The sequence below is a fragment of the Streptomyces flaveolus genome (genome assembly GCF_014648815.1).
GTDB classification, from domain to species: domain Bacteria; phylum Actinomycetota; class Actinomycetes; order Streptomycetales; family Streptomycetaceae; genus Streptomyces; species Streptomyces flaveolus.
The window spans coordinates 1-16,698 of the sequence record NZ_BMRV01000031.1 but is presented as its reverse complement, the minus strand read 5'-3'; the positions used below and the strand labels follow the sequence as shown (position 1 = coordinate 16,698).

General features: G+C 74.1%; 14 protein-coding genes. 1 reads left to right on the top strand and 13 read right to left on the bottom strand.

Going from position 1 to position 16,698, the window contains the following annotated elements; translation table 11 throughout:
• The 12 genes from IEZ05_RS35880 to IEZ05_RS35825 all read right to left on the bottom strand — a co-directional run.
• Nucleotides 1-376 (bottom strand): carboxyl transferase domain-containing protein (locus IEZ05_RS35880; protein ID WP_308426993.1); only part of this gene is annotated, 376 nt, incomplete at its 3' end.
• Nucleotides 377-409: 33 nt separating this feature from the next.
• Complete coding sequence (locus IEZ05_RS35875) at nt 410-613, bottom strand: acyl-CoA carboxylase epsilon subunit (RefSeq protein ID WP_189234520.1); 204 nt, start codon at nt 611-613, stop codon at nt 410-412.
• Between the two features lie 88 nt (nt 614-701).
• Nucleotides 702-2,825 carry a condensation domain-containing protein gene (locus IEZ05_RS35870; RefSeq protein ID WP_189234519.1) on the bottom strand — a complete coding sequence of 708 codons (2,124 nt, stop codon included), beginning with the start codon at nt 2,823-2,825 and terminating at the stop codon, nt 702-704.
• A gap of 114 nt (nt 2,826-2,939) precedes the next feature.
• The gene (locus IEZ05_RS35865; RefSeq protein WP_229870013.1) at nt 2,940-3,638 is read right to left on the bottom strand and encodes a 4'-phosphopantetheinyl transferase family protein; all 699 of its coding nucleotides are present in this window, start codon (nt 3,636-3,638) and stop codon (nt 2,940-2,942) included.
• A gap of 119 nt (nt 3,639-3,757) precedes the next feature.
• Nucleotides 3,758-5,140: a hypothetical protein gene (locus IEZ05_RS35860; protein WP_189234517.1), complete on the bottom strand. Its 1,383-nt coding sequence runs from the start codon at nt 5,138-5,140 to the stop codon at nt 3,758-3,760.
• A gap of 44 nt (nt 5,141-5,184) precedes the next feature.
• Nucleotides 5,185-6,129: an SRPBCC family protein gene (locus IEZ05_RS35855; protein WP_189234516.1), complete on the bottom strand. Its 945-nt coding sequence runs from the start codon at nt 6,127-6,129 to the stop codon at nt 5,185-5,187.
• A gap of 99 nt (nt 6,130-6,228) precedes the next feature.
• Nucleotides 6,229-7,074 carry an AfsR/SARP family transcriptional regulator gene (locus IEZ05_RS35850; protein WP_189234515.1) on the bottom strand — a complete coding sequence of 282 codons (846 nt, stop codon included), beginning with the start codon at nt 7,072-7,074 and terminating at the stop codon, nt 6,229-6,231.
• A gap of 246 nt (nt 7,075-7,320) precedes the next feature.
• Nucleotides 7,321-8,007 carry a ScbR family autoregulator-binding transcription factor gene (locus tag IEZ05_RS35845; protein ID WP_189234514.1) on the bottom strand — a complete coding sequence of 229 codons (687 nt, stop codon included), beginning with the start codon at nt 8,005-8,007 and terminating at the stop codon, nt 7,321-7,323.
• 635 nt (nt 8,008-8,642) lie between these two features.
• Nucleotides 8,643-9,308: a ScbR family autoregulator-binding transcription factor gene (locus IEZ05_RS35840; protein ID WP_189234513.1), complete on the bottom strand. Its 666-nt coding sequence runs from the start codon at nt 9,306-9,308 to the stop codon at nt 8,643-8,645.
• A gap of 212 nt (nt 9,309-9,520) precedes the next feature.
• On the bottom strand, nt 9,521-10,294 hold the full coding sequence (locus IEZ05_RS35835) for an SDR family NAD(P)-dependent oxidoreductase (RefSeq protein WP_189234512.1): 774 nt from the start codon (nt 10,292-10,294) through the stop codon (nt 9,521-9,523).
• Nucleotides 10,291-11,136 (bottom strand): HAD family hydrolase, encoded by an 846-nt coding sequence (locus IEZ05_RS35830; protein WP_308426992.1) that lies wholly within the window; start codon nt 11,134-11,136, stop codon nt 10,291-10,293. The genes IEZ05_RS35835 and IEZ05_RS35830 overlap by 4 nt, the downstream gene beginning before the upstream one ends.
• 34 nt (nt 11,137-11,170) lie before the next feature.
• Entirely contained in the window at nt 11,171-12,277 is a 1,107-nt protein-coding gene (locus tag IEZ05_RS35825) for a cytochrome P450 family protein (protein WP_229870012.1), read from the bottom strand.
• 2,367 nt (nt 12,278-14,644) lie between these two features.
• On the opposite strand from IEZ05_RS35825, the gene IEZ05_RS35820 reads away from it, so the two are divergent.
• Nucleotides 14,645-15,583: a ScbA/BarX family gamma-butyrolactone biosynthesis protein gene (locus IEZ05_RS35820; RefSeq protein ID WP_189234510.1), complete on the top strand. Its 939-nt coding sequence runs from the start codon at nt 14,645-14,647 to the stop codon at nt 15,581-15,583.
• Here IEZ05_RS35820 and IEZ05_RS35815 read toward each other — a convergent pair.
• Nucleotides 15,549-16,163, bottom strand: a complete 615-nt coding sequence (locus IEZ05_RS35815; RefSeq protein ID WP_189234509.1) for a DNA cytosine methyltransferase — start codon at nt 16,161-16,163, stop codon at nt 15,549-15,551. The two genes, IEZ05_RS35820 and IEZ05_RS35815, sit on opposite strands and share 35 nt — an antisense overlap.
• Nucleotides 16,164-16,698 lie beyond the last annotated feature (535 nt).

Genomic DNA, 16,698 nt, shown 5'->3' with positions numbered 1-16,698 from the left:
TGTGGATCTTCGTGGCGTGGGCCTCGCCCAGCGCACCGCCGAAGATACGGAAGTCGTGCGCGTAGACGAAGACGGTGCGGCCCTCCACCGTGCCCCAGCCGGTGATCACACCGTCCGTGTACGGCTTCTTGGCCTCCAGGCCGAACCCGGTCGCCCGGTGCCGGCGCAGCTGCTCGACCTCCCGGAAGGAACCCGGGTCCAGGAGCAGCTCGATCCGCTCGCGCGCGGTCAGCTTGCCCTTGGCGTGCTGCGCCGCCGTCGCCTTCTCGCTCGGCCCGGCCGCCGCCTGGGCACGGATGCCGTGCAGTTCCGCGACCCGGCCGCGGACGTCGGCCGGTGCGGCCTGGGCCGATGCGGGAGCAATGGTCGTCGACATGTCGTCAGTTCCCTTCTGGGGTCGGGCCGGCCGTCACTGCCAGCTGCGCGATCCCCGGTGGCCGCTGGGCCGCCGGCTCCACCGGGCCCGCCCGGCCGGCCGGTGGTCCGTGTCGGTGTCCGTGGCCGCCCGCTGCTGGAGCGCGAGCAGCAGGACGGCGGTGAGTGCGGCCAGTTCCTCGTCGCTGGCCCGGCCGCGTTCGATGCGCAGGGCCGGGTGTGCGTCGGTGTCGCCCATGTGTGTCCTCCAGCCTTTCGGGCCACCGTCCAGCACGCCGCTCAAGAGGTGCTCTCGGCCCGCTCGAGAACGGGCCGCACGCGGGCTGTCACGCGGTGCGGGCCCGCACCGTGTGAAGGGCGCGGGCCAGGGCGCGGGCGGTGGCGGCGCTGTCGCCGATGCCGGTCATGACCACGAGCGGGCCCTCGCCGCCCTCGGCCGCCATCCGGCGGGCGAGGGCGTAGGCGGCCGGGGCCGCCGGGCCGCAGCCGCACAGCACCAGCCGCCGCGGCTCGCCCAGCAGGCGGCGCAGGGCGGGCGGCGGCATGTCCTGGGGGCCCGCGAGGCCGAGGGCGACGATGCGTTCTGCTCCCTCCCAGGCGCGGGCCAGCGCCTCGTGGATGCCGGGGGTGGTGCCGGGGACCTGGACGAGGCAGACGACGACCGCGGCCGGCCGGCCGGGCCGCAGCACCGTCAGTCCGGGCCGGCTTCCATCCGGCTGCGGGCGGGCGATGCGGGGCACCGGCGCGGCGGGCAGCAGGTCCAGGACGTCGGCGACGCGGGTGGGGCCGTCGTGGTGGCCGGGCAGGCAGCGCAGCAGGTGCAGGCACTGCGAGAGGGTGGCGGAGGCGTCGGTGTCGCTGACGCGGGCACGGTCGTACAGGGCGGTGAGGACGAGGGCGTCCTCGGTGTCGTAGTGGGCGACGAGAGTGACCGGCCGGACGGTGTCGCCGCCGGCGCTCTGCACCGCGCTCACGCGGATGCCCTGTGCGGCGAGTTCGGTCCGCAGGTGCTCGGGCAGGCGGGGATGGCTGTCGAAGCGGACGGTGGTCTCGGTCGCATCGCCGCCGTTCCACTGCCGGATCCGCTCGCCCGGCACCCAGGCGTACCCGGACATCTCCAGGGCGGCGTCGCGGGCCTGGAGCAGCAGTTCCTCAAGCGGCCGGGCGGGGTCGACGGTGACGGTCACCGGCAGTGCGTTGCCCAGCAGCCCGGGGACCGAGGCGGCGTAGCGCATCGGAAGGTCCCGGCCGGACAGGTGCACGCCGAAGGCGACGGGCGCCGGCCCCGCCGCGCCTGCCGCCCGGTACAGCAGCAGCGCCCACACCGCGTGCAGGGCGCTGCTCTCGCCCGCTCCGCGCTGTGCGGCCCAGGCCCGCAGCCGCGCGGTCTGGGGCGGGCGCAGGCGGCGCTGGATGCGTCCGGTGCCGTCGGTGTGCCCCGCCCGGTCGCCGGGCCGGCCGGGGCTGACGGCGGCGTGCGGCGGCGGCGCGGCGGCCGTGACGTAGGCCCGGGCCGCGGCGGTGTCCTGGCCGGGCAGCCAGGCGGCGTGGTCGCGGATGTCGGGGCGCCGTTCACCGCCGGGCAGGATGCCGCCGGCGAGGTAGGAGCGGTAGAACTCCGCGACGAGCAGGCGGGCGCCGCGCTCGTCCAGCAGTGCCCGGTGGTAGGTGACCAGCACCCGGGTCGGCGAGCCGTCGCGGGCGTCCGGGGCGGCGGGCGGTCCCTGCAGCAGGTGCACCCGCAGCAGTGCCGGCCGGTACAGGTCGAAACCGCGGTCGCGGTCGCGGCGCAGGAGTTCGCTGAAGCGGACGGCGCCGGGCACGTGCCTGACGACCTCGACGGTGACCGCCTCGTGCAGGACGAGGCGGGCGGTGCCCGTCCAGTCGAAGGACGAGCGCAGCACCGCCTCCCGCTCGGCGACCGTCTGCCAGGCGTCGGCGAACCGGGTGGCCTCCAGCGGCCCCAGCCAGTCCCAGAACAGCTGCTCCACGTGCCGGCCGCCGCCGGCCGGGCCGGTCACGGCCGCGAGCAGCACGTCACGCTGATGCCCCGTCACCGGCACGGTCCGTGTCCCGGGGGCGGCCAGCAGGTCGGCCAGCAGGTCCCAGGCGAACGGCTCCGCACCTGCCGGGTCCGTAAGGTCCGCCGGGCCCGGGGGGCCGGACGGATGTGCCGGGTGTGGCGGGACGGGCCGGTCGGGCGGGTCGGGCTGGTCGGGCGGGTGTGGCGGGGGCGGGGTGATGCGCAGGATGTGCCGGCCGGACGGGTCGTCGTCCAGTTCGACGCGGCGGGCCGGGTCGCGCTCGGTGATCCGGGCGGCGACCGCGGCGGCCTCGGCGGCGGTGTGCGGCCCGCACAGCTCGAACACGAGCGGCGTTTCGGCAGATGCCGGGGGCGGCTCGTGCACGACGGCGTAGACGGCGCCCGCGGGCGAGTGGTCGCTGCTCATCCGCTGACCCGGGCGCCGGCCCGCCCTGCCCCCGCAGAACGGACCGGCCCCCTGCCCTCCTGTCCACCTCGTGTGTGCACCGCTTCGTCTCCTCGCCGGGCGTGAGCGGCCCGCTCATCCCCCGCCGGACACCGGCCACGGCTCCGGCTCCTGTCGGCGCCGGTGGGCTTCGCTCACCAGGAACCGGTCCTGCACCACGTGCGTGGCGAAGGACCACGCGCCGTGCCCGTCGCCGTGAAGGGCGGCGCCGCCTTCGGCGTCCCAGGTGAAACCGAAGGCGGTGAACCGCCGGCGCAGGCCCTGGCCGAGCGCCTTGGTGTAGGCCTCCTTCAGCGTCCACAGCCGCAGCAGGTGGCGGGCGCGTTCGTCGTCGGGCAGGGCAGTGAGCCGTTCGGCCTCCTGGGGCGTGCACATCTGCTCGCGCAGTGCGGGCCAGGACACCGGCCGGTCCACGGGTTCGGCGTCCACGCCGATGGGGCCGTCGCGGCTGACGGCGACGGTGACCAGCTCGCCGGTGTGGGCCAGGCTCACGTGCACGTCCGTGTCCAGGCCGCGTACCAGCGGCCGTCCGCCCAGCCGGTAGGCGAGATCGAGGCGGTCGGCCGGCACCTGGAGCGCCGCGGCCACGGTGTGCTTGACGACCAGGCGGGAGACGGCGAAACCGAGCCGGCCGTCCGGCTCGGGGTGCCGGCGGTAGCGCGGCCAGTCACGTCCGAGCAGGGTGCGCAGCGCGGGGTCGAGCAGGACGGGGGTCAGCCACTGGCCCCACAGGGTGTGGACCACTGCCCGGCCCGTCTGCTCGACCTGCTCCATGACCTGCTCCCACGGTCCCTGCGGGCCGGGCACGTGACAGGGCGGCACCCGCCGTGCCGCACCGGACGCACCGCCTGCCACCCGCCCCGAGCCGGGGCCCGGGCCGGGTCCGGGGCCGGTCACCACAGCACCTTGGTGGCGTACACGTCGCAGTCGACGCCGCGGCGGGTGCGGGTGAGCAGTTCGCTCCACAGGAGGGGGTGCACGGCCGGCAGGGGGCCGGGCAGCGGGGTGCCGAGCCGCTCGGTGATCCGGCTCAGGGCGAGCAGCGCCCAGTGGGGTGCGCCCACAAACCGCAGCCGTGCCCCGGCCGCGGCCTCGCGGACGCCGAGGACCGCGGCGGCCGTCAGCAGCAGGGCGTGGCGGTCGGCCAGTGCGCGGGCGGCCGGATCGTCCGGCCCGGCCGGTCCGGCGGGGTGGGGGGTGCCGGGGGTGGTGCAGGCCTGGTTAAGCAGGCGTTGTTCGGCCGCCAGGCGCCGGGCGGTGCGGGTGAGCGCGGCGGTGACCGGATCCGTGCCGCCTCCGCCGTCGCGGTGGTGGTGCGGGTGTGCGGCGGCGGGCAGGGCGGCGGCGACGGCGCCGTGGGCGTCGGCGGGCGCGGGCCGGGTGACGGGCGCGGGGTCGTGCAGGTGGAACAGGGTGCCCGGTGGCGAGGTGTGCTGTGCGGGGTCGGTGAGGTGGGTGAGGGAGCCGGCCAGCCGTGCCTGGCAGGCAGCGGCTGCCGGGCCGGCGCCTGCCGCCGCCCGGTCCGCGCTGACCTTGGCCAGGAGTCTTTCCTCGGTGCCGGCGGGCGGCAGCCCGCTCTCGCCGAGAACGAGCTGGAGGTCGTCCAGTACCTCGCCGGCCAGCAGCGGCACGACGTATCCGACGGCGTCGGCCAGGGCGTCACCGGCCGGGGCGTCACCGGCCGGGGCGTCACCGGCCGGGGCGTGGTGTGCGGTGGCTGCCCGCAGGGCCAGGGCGGTCAGGGTTTCGCAGGCCAGCAGGTCGGCGAAGGCGGCGGCGAGCACGGGCTGCCACTGGGCGGTGGCGGGACCGCGCGGTGGCAGGTGGTCCACGGCGCGGACGGCCAGGCGCAGGACGGTGCCGGTCGCGGCGAGCAGCCCGGCCGGGCCCAGCAGGCCGGCGGCCGGGCCGGTACCTGGCTCCGCGTACCGGGTGGTCCAGGCGTGCCCGAGGGCCAGGTCGCGGCGGAAGAGGGGGCGCAGCAGCCGGGCGTCCTGGTCGGCGCCGTGCGGTGCGTGCGGGTGCGTGTGCCCGGTGGTGGCGAGTGCGCCGGCCGGTGGCGGGGGCGGTGTGCGGCGCGTGTGCAGGGCGGGCCATCCGTAGGGGTTGGCCGGGTCGTGGGGGTCGCCCAGCAGTGCTTCCAGGCGCATCGCGGTGAGGGCCACGCGGACGGTCGGGGGCAGGTCGGCGTAGGCGCGGGCCAGCCGGGGCCGCCCGCCGTCCGGCGCCGTCGCGGTACGTCGGCCTGGGCGGGTGCCCGGCAGGGACAGGGCCATCGCCGGCCTCCTCGTGTTCCTCGTCTCGGTGCTCGGTGGCGTGGTCATCGCAGTCGCCGTACGGCGCTCTCGGCGTGCCATTTGGCCAGCGTCAGTGTTTCGGTGCTGGCGCGGCCCAGTTCTGCGCGTACGTGCCGGCGGGCGTCGGTGAGCCGGTCGTGGGGGCCGGGTGCGGCGGGGAGGGTTTCGGCGCGGAGCAGGACGCGGTGCACCGAGACGGCCCGTACGCCGCCGGCCTCGGGTTCCAGGGACCATTCCCCGCTGTGGGCGGCGATCGGGTGGGGCATCGCGGTGTGCTGGTGGACGATCCGTGCGGCGTGCGGGAAGCACAGCCTGACCTGGCCGGTGGTGGCGGTGAGTCCTGTCGGTGCGGCGCAGGTGTCGAGGGTGGCGAACTGGATGCCGGGCTGGTCCTCCTGCACGTCGGCCCGCTCGACGTGCGGGAGCAGGTCGGGCCAGTCCTGGATGCGGTAGAGGAAGTCGTAGACGAGTTCGGCGGGGCCCTGGATGTGGATGCTGTCCGTGAAGGACAGCAGCAGTTCGTCGAGGTGCTGCCACCGTTCGGCGCTCTCGCGCACCTGTTCCAGTTCGGTCGGTGGGTCTGGCCGGACGGCGCCGGCGGGGGGTGGTTCGTGGTGCAGGGTCACCAGGCAGCGGGCGGGGCCGTGGGGCTGGATGGTCCAGGTGCCGCGCAGGGGGGTGCCGGGCAGGAGGGTGTCCTGCTGTTCGAAGCCGATGGTCAAGGCGGCGGGGTGCAGGACGCGCCGGGTGAGGGTGGAGCGCACGTGCCCGGCGTGCAGGTGCCACGTCCGCAGGTGTTCCAGCATCCCGTCGCCGTGGTGGGGGGCGAGGTCGATGCGTTCGACGTGGAGGTGCCCGGCCAGCAGGAGCGGCCAGTTGGGGGCGTCGGCCAGCAGTCCGTAGACGACGTGGGCGGGTGCGGCCACGGGCAGCGTGTGCCGGCCGGGGTGCGCTTGCTGCACCACCATGCGTCATCCCCTCCTGGCAGGTTTGCCTCCAGCGTGCACGCACCGCCTGGAGGGGCGCTCGATCCGCGCCGGAGGCCCCGGCCCCCGGGGGCGGGCGCCTCAGCCCACGGCGGCGGGCGGCACGGCCGCGTGGCGGGCGGGCACGGGGTCGGGCCCGGACATCAGGATGGAACGCTGGAGCTTGCTCAGCGCCGCCGACGGTTCCAGGCCCAGGGTGCGCACCAGGGTGGCGCGCAGCCTCTGGTAGGCGTCGAGGGCCTCGCCGCGGCGGCCGGAGCGGTACAGGGCCAGCATGTACTGCCCGTACAGGCTCTCGTGGGTGGGGTAGCGGCTGACCAGCACGGTCATCTCGGCGAGCAGTTCGCGGTGCCGGCCAAGGCGCAGGTCGGCCTCGATGCGCTGGTCCAGCGCGCACAGCCGGCTCTCCTCCAGGCGTTTGGCCTGCGTCGCAAGGTGGGGGCCGGTGTGGACGTCGGTGAGGGCGGGGCCGGACCACAGGGCGAGCGCCTCGCGCAGCAGGCGGGCGGCCCGGGGCGGGTCGTCGGCGTCCATGGCCCGGTAACCGGCCCCCGCGAGCCGGTCGAACTCCCGTACGTCGCTGACGCCTTGACCGCTCTTGAGGAGGTAGCCGCCGGGCACGGTCAGCAGCACGTCCTTGGCCGAACGCCCACCGCCCCCGGCGCACTCGCCGCCGCTCTCACCGGCGTCGCCCTGCAGCGCGGCGGTGATCAGCTCCCGCAGCTGGAGGATGTAGGTCTGCAGCGTCGGACGCGCACTGCGCGGCGGCGTACTCCCCCACAGCTCCTCGGTCAGGGTGCCCACCGGCACGACCTGGTCGGCGTTGAGAGCGAGCAGGGCCAGGACCTGCCGCGGCTTGGGGGCCGTCGGCGTGATCGACACGCCCTTCTCCCGCACGGCGAGTGTGCCCAGTACGTCGATGTCCACGCCGTCTCCCCCACTCGCCCTGGCCGCCTTCTGGAGCGGTTCCCTAGCATCACCCCATTAAAAAACAGCACATGCGGTTTGTCAACGCTCGGGGAAGCGGCCCGCCGGGAGTCGACCCGGACCCGAGCGGGACTGCATCACGCCGCCGCACCATGCGTACACATGGGGAGATAAGGGACGCGGGTGCCGGGTACGAGCCGGCGGACCTGCACCGGCAGCACCCTGCTAACCAACCGGGCGCGCTGTTTACTGGATGTGTCCCGTGGCCTGCTGGATGTTCTCCGTGGCCCGGCCCCCCGGTGCCGGGGCCGGGGCGTGCCCCGGGGACACCGGTACGGGTGCCGGGGCGGGACCGCGGGGCGCGGCGAGCGGCGGCAGGAGCAGGCTCCAGAACTCCTCGAGGCGTTCGCCCGACAGCCAGGTGCCGTCCGCGGCGCCCAGTGCCTCGAAGCCGGCGGTCGCGGCCGCGATCACGGTGGCGGCGGCGTCCGGCGAGATGCCCCCGGCCAGCTCCCCCGCCCGCTGCGCCCGCAGCACGAACCGGCGCACCCGCCCGTGCCACCAGCCCAGCAGATCGGCCCCGTTCTTGCGCGAGGGGTCGGCGCTGAGGCGGAAACCGGCCCGCACCACGGGATCGTGGGCCACCGCGGCCAGCAGGGCGGACGTGGCGTCGACCAGCGACTGCAGCGCCGGCGCCGCGGCGCCCGCGCCGGGCTCGGCCAGCTCGCGCACCGAGCGTGCGGCGTCCTCCTCCACGGCCCGGGCCAGGTCGTCCTTGCTGGCGAAGTGGAAGTGCAGCGCACCGGAACTCACCCCGGCCCGCCTGCTGATCGCGGTCAGCGAGGCCAGCGCGTACCCGTCGGCGGCGAACACCTCGGCCGCCGCCAGGACCAGGGCCCGGCGCGTGCGCACCGACCGCTCCTGCTTGACCATCACGACCTCCTCGTGGCACAGCGGAACAGGAATGGATCTCTCCGGCCGGCCCCGGGGCCTGCGGCATTCCCGTTCCCGGGACAATAGCAAACCGCATGATCGGTCTGTTTACCAGGTTGTCGACACGACCACGCGGCGGGAAGAACCCTGGCGCGCCCGGCAGCAGACAGGAACCGCCCCCGTCGGCACCCCGCCCCGGGTTGCCCCCGGTGGGGCCGGGCCGCCGCCGGCCGGGCGGGGTGCGGGCGGGAGCGGACAGGAAGCGGGCGCGGGCGGGGCGGGTGACGGACGGACGGCGGGCGGGGTGCGGCCGGGGTGCCGTCCGGGGCTGCGGACGGCAGGGGAAACCGCTGTTTCAGTATGTTCCGCAGGGACGTCCGGGGCGAGGAGCACCGGCCACCCCGGGCCGGTACCGCCCTGCCCGGGCCCGCCGTGCCCGCGGCGCGGCGGGCCCGGGCAGGGCAAGCGGAGGAAGAAACTATCCGGGTGGTTTTGTTCGGCGGGGCCGGACGGCCGCACCCGGCCGGGGACGGGCGGGGGCGCGGGCCAGGGGCGGGAGGCCGCGCGGGCCGGGGGCGGGCGGGCCGGGGGCGGGCGGGAGGCCGCGGCAGGCGGGGGCTGTGCGGCGGGCCGGGTCAGGCCTCGGTGGGCACGAGTTCCGCCTGGCGGGCCCGTTCCACTTCCTCGATCACCCGCAGTCCCCGGTCGGCGGCCGTGTCCAGCCTGATCAGCGCCGCGGGCGTGGCGATGGCCGGGAGGATGTGGTTGAACAGGGTCATCACCCGCTCACCGAGATCGGCCATGTCGGACACGGCCTCGGAGAAGATCTGGGTGCCGAGCCAGGCCGCCAGGAAGACCTCCGCGGTCTGCGCGGGGTTCACGTGGGGCAGTACCTCGCCCCGGTCCTTGGCCGTCTCCAGGTATCCCCTGGACAGGTCGATCCAGGCCGGCCAGGCGCTTCCGAACAGCCGCCGGCTCTCCAGGTCCGCGGACAGGCGTATGCCGGCCAGGAGCACGACGTCCCGGGGGATCTGGTGGGCCAGCGTCATCCCCGCGTCCACCCACTCCTGGAGCTTGAGCTCGCGCGGCACCCAGTAGTCGGCGGTGAGCTGGGAGTCGATCACACCGCGCGCCAGGGCCTGCTTGGAGTCGAAGTGGAAGTACAGCGCCCCCTTCGTCACGCCGGCCCGCTCGAGGATCTCCGCGATGGTCGCCGCGGCATAGCCCCGCTCGGCGAAGACCTCCGCCGCGGCCCTGATAACAGCACGACGGGTCCGTACTGCACGTTCCTGGCGTGCCATGGAGCGCTCCTCGAGGAGGATTAAAAACCGAACGTTACGTACCTTACCCTCTCGTGACTGTCTGCCCCGGGGCCGGGCGGGTAATCACCGCACACCACACCGCCCCCGGAACACCGGCCGACCGGCCCCTGGGGCGGGACCGCGCCGGTGCGCCGGGCGGGGTGGCCGGGGTGCCGGGCGGGGTGGCCGGGGTGCCGGGTCGGTGCGGGGGGTTATCGGGCGGTGCGGCCTCCGTCGACGGCGAGTGTGGTGCCGGTGACGAAGCTGGCGCGGTCGCTGCACAGCCAGGCGGCCGCCTCGGCCACTTCCCTGGGGTCGGCGGCCCGGGCCTGGGGCGCGGAGGTGCAGGAGCGTTCCTGTGCGGCCGGGTCGGCGGCGAACCACGCGTCGACCATCTCGGAGCGGGTCAGTCCCGGGGCGATGGCGTTGACCCGTATGCCGTGCGCCGCGTACTCCACGGCCGCGGCCTTGGTCAGACCGATCACGGCGTGTTTGGAGGCGATGTAGGGGGCGGCCGTCGAGGAGGCCACCAGTCCCCCGACACTGCTCGTGTTGACGATCGCGCCCGACCCGGCGGCCAGCATGACGGTGATCTCGTGCCGCAGGCAGTTCCACACGCCCCGCACGTTGGTGTCCATGACGCTCTCGTAGGCCGCGTCCTCGAGCAGGTGCAGGGGCTTGTTCTCCACCCCGGCCCCGGCGTTGTTGAAGGCGGCGTCCAGGCGGCCGTAGCGGTCCACGGCGTGTTCCACGGCGTGGCGGACCTGTTCGGCATCGCGCACATCGGCGGCCCGCCACGCCGCCCGGTGACCGGCCTGCTCCAGCTGCCCGGCCAGGGCACGCAGCCGGCTCTCCCGGCGGCCGACCAGGACGACCGCGGCGCCCTGCTCGGCGAACACCCGGGCCGCGGCGGCCCCGATACCGCTGCCGGCCCCCGTGATGAGCGCGACCTTCCCGGCCAGCGGGCCCGCCTGGACACCACTCACGACGACACCCCTCTCGCCGGCCCGGCCTGCGCAGCGGCCGCGGCGGACGGGACCGGCCCGACCGGCACGGCGCAGGAGGCACCGGCGGCGGGCGCGGTACCGGCAGGGGCGGCGCCGGCGGCGGCCGGGACAGGGTGAGGGGTGTGGTGCCACAGGGTGCCGGCGGCGTTCTCGCGGGCGAGGGCGTGCAGCATCGTCTCGTCGATGTCGTCGAGGCGGTCCGCCAGGTACCTGACGCCCGTCTCGCGCATCAGGCGCCGCTGGAAGCCGTGGGCGAAGCGGGAGGGGTGGCCGATGAAGGGGACGTTCAGGTCCCGGGCCCGCTCGGCGACGCTGGCCACGTCGTCGATGAACAGGACCTGGCCGTGCTCGAGGCCGAAGACGTCCTGGGTGATCTCCTCGATCCCGGGACGGAAGGTGTCGGTGCAGATGTAGCGGGGTGCGGTGAAGTACGACGCCCACCTGCCGAGGTGGCGCTCGAAGTGGCGGTGGTCCAGGCCGCCGTAGCACACGACGTCCAGCCCCAGGCCCCGCAGCCGCTGCAGCAGGGCCGGCGCCCCCGGCATCACGTGTACCGGATGCGTCTTCAGGTAGCGGTCGCGTTCACGGAAGTAGGCGTCGATGACCTCCTGCGGGTCCTTGACCGAGCGGGCGGCGTCGAGGAAGACCCGGGCGGCCTGAGCGCGGGGCCGGGAGAAGACGGCACGCTCCAGCTCGGGTGTGCAGGCGAGGCCGTGCTGTTCGGCGAGGCGGTGGATGACCGGGCTGAAGGTGTCGTCGAGCAGGACGCCGTCGAGGTCCACGGCGGCCAGACGCAGGCCGTGCAGCGAAGCGTGGGACATGGGAAAGGGGCCTCATTTCTTCGCGCGGGACGGGTCAGGACGCGGGTCGCAGCACCACGGGCAGTGCGGTGTGGCCGCTGGAGATGAACGACTCCAGCCGGCCCAGCTGATCCGGCCGGGCGGCCAGCCGGGCATCGGGGAACCGGGCGAAGAACGCCGGCAGCGCGGTCAGCGCCTCGCACATGGCCAGCGGGCGGCCCACGCAGTGGTGGACGCCGTGCCCGAAGGCCAGATGATCACGGCGGGTGGGCCGGGTGACGTCGAAGGTGTCCGCGTCCGCGCCGTGCGTGTCCGCATCGCGGCCCGCCGCGACCAGGGAGAGCACGATCGGCTCGCCCGCCGGGATCACGGTGCCGTCCAGGTCGATGTCCTCCACCGCGAACCGCAGCAGGATCGTCGCCACCGGCGCCATGGTCCGCAGCGTCTCGTCGACGGCCGCCTCCCACGGCACCGTCCCCTCCCGCAGCAGACGCAGCTGCCCCGGGGCGGCCAGCAGCGCACACAGGGCATGATCGAGGAGATTGACGGTCGTCTCGTGCCCCGCCCCCAGGATCAGGTGCAGGGTGTCCACCAGCTCCCTCTCCGTCAGCCCCTGCCCGTCCTCGTCCCGCATCGCGATCAGCGCACTGGTCAGATCCGCGGCCGGCACCGCACGCTTGCGCGCCACCAGACGATCCAGCAGCCCGTACAGCTCCGCCTGGTTCGCGCGGGCCGCCCGCGCATCCGTCGACGTCGTGAACAGCACGTCCACCACCCGGTGGAACGCCTCACTCTCCCCGCCGTCCAGACCCAGCATCTCGGCGATCACCCGGATCGGCAGCTCGTACGCGAACTCGCGGCGCACATCCACCACCTCACCCGCCGGAACCCGCGCCAGCCGGTCCAGCAGCTCACCGGTGATCTCCCCGATCCGCGGAGCGAGCTCGGCCACCCGCCGCGCGGTGAACACCCCCGCCACCAGCCGGCGCAGCCGCGTGTGCTCGCTGCCGTGAGCGGTGAGCATGCTGCGCACCGACACCCACATCGCCAGCGGCCACGACTCGTCCACCTCACCGCTGATCCACGCCGGCCAGTGCCGGTAGGCGTCCTTGGACACCCGGTCATCGGCCAGCACCCGCCGGATCAGATCGAACCGGTTCACCGACCACGCCACCACCCCGCCCGGCAGCACCACCCGCGCCACCGGCCCCGCCCCGCGTAACCGCGCCGCCTCCCCGTACAGATCCCTGCCGAACGGATCCAACACCAAAGGACACGCCATCCCACCCACGAACTGCCTCCCCTACAGATCAACGAACCAGCACACCAACACACACAAACGGCACTCCACCGCACCCCGGCCCCACCCGCCCAGACACCGCCCCGGCCTCCCACACCCAGCAGACCCACAGCCCCTACCGCCCCCGCAGACCCAACGGGCCCGGCAGGTCTCACGGGTCCTGCGGTCCAACGGGCCCGCGGTCCAACGGGCCCGGCAGGTCTCACGGGTCGTGCGGTCGTACGGGTCGTGCGGTCGTACGGGTCGTGCAGGCCCAACAGGCCCACGCGCCCAGCGGATCCAGCGGGTCTCCGGGTGCTGCGGTCGTACGGGACTTGCAGATGCTGCGGCCTACGGGTCCTGCAGGTCCCGACGGGCCCACGAGCCCGGTCGAACCAATGGGCTTACGGGTCCTGCGGGCCTCGCCGGTCTCACGGGACTCGCAGATCTCACGGGTCCTGCGGGTACTGCGGGCCTTACGGGTCCTGCGGTCGTACGGGCCGTACGGGTCCTGCGGGTACTGCGGGCCTTGCGCCGTACGGGCCTTACGGGTCCTGCGGGTACTGCGGCCGTACGGGCCTTACGGGTCCTGCGGGTACTGCGGGTCCTGCGGGTACTGCGGTCGTACGGGTCTTGCGGGTACTGCGGTCGTACGGGCCTAGCCGGTCTCACGGGTGCCGCGGTCTTACGGGCCTCGCAGGTCGTGCGGATCCCAGCAGCTCCACCAGCCCGGTCGACCCAACGGGCCTACGCGCCCAGCGGACCCGCAGTCTCACAGGCCTCACAGGTCTCGCCGGCCCAGCGGGCCGTAGGGGTCTTACGCCCTGCCGGTCTCGCGGGTCCAGCGGGCCCTGGGGCCTTACGGGTCTTGCCGTCTTGCCGTCTTGCCGTCTTGCCGTCTTGCCGTCTTGCCGTCTTGCCGTCTTGCGGGTGCTACGGCCCAGCCGGGCCTAACCGAACCACGGTCCAGCGGGCTCACGCGCAGTGCAGCTCTCGCGGTCCAGCGTGCCCAGGTACCCACGGGCCTTGCGGTCGTACGGGCCTTGCAGTTCCAGCGGGTCGTGCGGGTGCCACGGGTCCAGCGATCTCACGGGCCTGGGGCCTTACGGGTCTTGCCGATCCCGGCGGGCTTACCCACCGGCGAGTCCAGCGGACTGACAACTCGAACCGGCTTGCGGGTCCCAGCGGACCTACAGGACCCACCCGCCTCACGGACCGGCCGGGCCTCGCGGACCCCAGCCGGTCCGGGCGCAGCCAGGCTCACGGATCCCAGCGGGCCTGACAGGTTCCACGGGTCCTGCGGTGCGGCCCGGGCCGGCAGGCCGGCCGCAACGACGAGCCCAGCAGCAGGTCCGGCACAACAGTGCGGCCCCGGACCAGCAGACCACCACAGCGCGGAACAACCGGGTCTTGCACTCCGACAGTTCGCCAAGGCGGGACCAGCGGCCCGCCAGCCGAACAGCAGACCCGGCCACAGGCCGGCCGGGCCACCGGCCAGACAGACCAGACCAGCCGGCCAGCCGGCCGGCGAGCCGCCGACCGGGCCGACCAACCAGCGGAAGGCGGCCAACCAGCCGAACCACACAGCACCACAGCACCACCAGCGGGTCGAACGGACGAGCAGGACAGCGGGGGAACAGCGAACCACCACACCAGCCGGACCACCAGACCCACCAGACCCGCAACCCAACACAACCCACGGAGCCCACGGAGCCCACGGAGCCAGCGGAGCGGCGGAGCGGCGGAGCGGCAGAGCCAGCGGACCCACCAGCAGCGGATCCAGCAGAGGACAGGACGAACACGGCCGAACACAAAGCCCGGCAAGGCCCGCCCACCCGGCACACCCAGCCGTCAGCCGGCCCGCGGGTCTCGCGGCCGGCACCCACAACAGGCCCTGCCAACCAGCGGCCCTGCACTCTCGCCGGTCAACGAGGCATGCGGGCAACGGTCTTGCGGTCTTGCGGTGAGCGGATCATAGACGAAGAAAACCGCGAGCAAGGTTTGTTTCTTGTTTCGTCCGGGGTCGCGTACCGGCGGCCGGACTGTGACGATGCAGCCCTTCCTGTGCAGGGACGGCAATGATCATGGAGAAACCGGTCCGGCCGAACCCCCCAAACGGAATGTTTCCTTCGATGCCGACCACGACACTTGCCCAATCCTTTACCTCCGGGCCCATCCAACAAAACCGGTAGGTCCGTATCTTACGAGGCGTCGTCGTCATCGAACACAGTTCCAAGACGGGGGATATCCATGAGTCTGCACACCGCTCCACACGACACCGGTCTGCCGACACTGCCGCGGCTGACCACGACCGTCCCCAGGGAATACGTCCACCGCGCCAGCCTCGCCGAAGTCTTCCTCACCGGCTGCACCGCCCGCAGCAGCGAACGCTTCACCCTCACCGGCCAGTGGCCCCGCACCCACGCCCTGTTCACCAGCCCCGACGGAAGACGCCACGACCCCCTCCAGGTCGCCGAAACCTTCCGCCAGACCGGCATGTTCCTCGCCCACGCCGAACTCGGCGTCCCCCTCGGCCACCGCTTCGTCATGTGGAACCTCACCCACACCACCGACCCCCGCCACCTCACCATCACCTCCCGCCCCACCGACTTCACCCTCGACGCCCACTGCACCGACATCACCTGGCGCCGCGGCATGGCCACCCACCTGCGCATGGAACTCACCCTCCACCGCGACAACCAGCCCATCGCCCACGGCGCCGGCACCTTCTCCACCATCCCCCCCGCCGTCTACCAGCGCCTGCGCAACCACCGCACCCCCCACACCGGCACCCCCTACCACCCCACCACCCACCGCAACCCCCTCCCCCCCGCCACCGTCGGCCGCACCCGCACCACCGACGTCGTCCTCACCCCCACCACCACCCCCCGCACCTGGCTCCTCACCCCCGACCTCAACCACCCCATCCTCTTCGACCACACCGACGACCACCTCCCCGGCATGGTCCTCCTCGAAGCCGCCCACCAAGCCACCGCCACCACCCACCCCCACCTCACCCCCACCCACACCACCACCCACTTCCACCACTACGCCGAACTCGACCAGCCCACCCACATCCACCTCACCCACACCACCAACCCCGACCACACCACCACCCACCACATCACCGGCCGCCAGAACACCCACACCGTCTTCACCACCACCACCACCAGCCCCACCCCCGACTAAGGGCCACGGCGCTCATCCGGGAGTGCTCCTTCGCTGTGCACGCAGCGGGCCGGTGCGGGGCAGAGCCGCCTGGTCGCCCGCGGCGGGCCACCAGCACAGCGCCGGCACGGGCCTGCGGGACGCCGTACTCCTCGGCGCGTACCTGCTCGAACATGACGGTGCGGCACGAGCGACCCGCGCCGAGGACCTGGAGGGTCCAGCACAGGGATTCCAGCAGCAGCACCAGGCCGGTGCGTCCGTCGCCGCGTGGCCAGACCCACTGGATGACCCTGCGGGCAGCGACCTGCGCGGCGACGTGCAGCACCGCGTCCAGTGCCCGCCGCCCGGCTCCCTCGCCTGCGGCCGAGTACGGCCGGCACGGGGGTGAACCCATCAGATCCGTCGCTGCGGGAAAGCCCTCGGGGCGGTAGGCGCCGACGCCGCCTTCGACAGTGTCCAGCCCGGCCGCACGCCGGGGTGCGCACGCGGAAGGGCCGTGCTCGATACCCGCCACCCGAAGACCGAGCTGCTGCGCGGCGACACCCCGGTCCCGGCCCCCCGAACAGATCGACCATGTCCACCCGGCATCGTCAGTGTTCACGGACTTGACGTTGTTCGGGGGTCTCTGGTCCTCGTAAGGTCAGTTCACCGGGCCCGCCTGCCTGCCCGGCGAGAAGAGACCAGGAACCGGGGAAGCCCGCCGCACGCAACCCCCACCTACAAAGAGTGAAGCCCCCTCGACGGCACGGCACGGTGCAGACCTCCGCAGCACATCGCCCTGGTGCAATGCCGGAACACCCCCCTCCGGGGCGGGAGCCCGCGGCGGTGCGGTGCACGCACCGCCGCCACTCTGGTGATCGCGCACGACAGCGGAGCCGGCCGCAACGCCCCACCAGACCTCACCACCGCACCAGCCTCGGCGCCGACCTGCCGAAGCAGCCGACCGCAGGATCCCTCAGCCGACCGCAGACTGCATCGTCCATAGACAGTCCACAGGCCGAACCGCTCGAACAGATCCCGCCGCTGCCGCGCGGACATCAAACGCCCGCGCCAGACGCGACAATCTCACCGCCGAGCAACTCGACGCCCTGCGAGAACTCGGAAAGCAACGGGCATGGGCAAGGTCCGCCCCCCCC